Raw genomic sequence first — 286 nt, forward strand, 5'->3', positions numbered from 1 at the left:
CTACCGCCCATGGCCGAGCCCAACCCCTATTCCCGCGGAGCCACCGGCGACGACTACGCCAAGGACCGTCGCCGCAAGAAACGCCGCCGCATTCTGCTGGGCGTGCTGGCCTTCATGCTCGTGGGCGTGCTCGGCGCCACCGGGGCCGCTTGGGCCTACATCTCCGGTATCGAGCAGGAGATGAACAAGGACATCACCCCCGAGGTCGTGGAAGCCTTGGAGGCGCCGGCCGAGTACGACGGCGGCACCTTCTACATGCTGCTCATGGGCACCGACAAGTCGGCTG

The 286-nt window shown here is 67.1% G+C and carries 1 pseudogene; it reads left to right on the forward strand.

Annotation, left to right across the window (positions count from 1 at the left end):
- Positions 1-286: pseudogene (locus NE591_RS15705) on the forward strand (LytR family transcriptional regulator); the annotation flags it as partial.

The sequence above is a fragment of the Adlercreutzia sp. DFI.6.23 genome, assembly GCF_024462535.1.
GTDB lineage: Bacteria > Actinomycetota > Coriobacteriia > Coriobacteriales > Eggerthellaceae > Adlercreutzia > Adlercreutzia rubneri.